Here is a 615-nt window from a genome sequence, read left to right on the forward strand (position 1 = left end):
CGCCGGGATCACCGCCGACTACGACGCCGGCGTGCTGACCCTGAAGATCCCGGTCGCCGAGAAGGCCAAGCCCCGCAAGGTCGCGATCAGCCACAGCGGCGACCGCAAGCAGATCCAGGCCTGACCCGCTCCCCAGTGCCGTTCCGTGCCGCCCCCGATCTCTCCCCCCTCGGTCGAAAGGGGCGGCCGGAACACCCCCGACCGCCCTCGCCGGGACCGGCCTACCCGCTGAGACAGGACAACGCCATGAACGGCCAGAGCAACCAGCCCTTCATCATGCAGGTGAACGGCGAGATCGACCTCGACACCGCCCCCGCGCTGCGCCGTGCTCCGGCCACCGCGCTCGAGTCGCACCGGGAGGTGGTGCTGGATCTGTCGGAGGTGACCGACCGCGCGGCAGGCTCCTGGTCCTGCGCGGGGCCGGGCGCTGCGTGGTGCGGCTGCTCAAGCTCACAGGCCTGCACCGGCGCCTGGCCGTCGAGGCCTGACCGGCGGCGGGCGGCGTACCGAACAGGCCGGGACGGAGGGAGTAAGCGCGATGACGCTTCGATGGGAGGCGTTCCTGGAGGAGGTCCGGGAGCGCGGTGAGTACGACACCCCACAGGAGGCCGAGCG

At 72.0% G+C, this 615-nt stretch carries 1 pseudogene; it reads left to right on the forward strand.

Features of this window, described 5'->3' with window-relative positions:
• A pseudogene (locus tag IE98_RS0141725) lies at positions 1-124 on the forward strand (Hsp20/alpha crystallin family protein); the annotation flags it as partial.
• Positions 125-615 lie beyond the last annotated feature (491 nt).

Source organism: Streptomyces sp. NRRL B-24484, from assembly GCF_000717715.1.
Taxonomy (GTDB): Bacteria; Actinomycetota; Actinomycetes; order Streptomycetales; family Streptomycetaceae; genus Kitasatospora.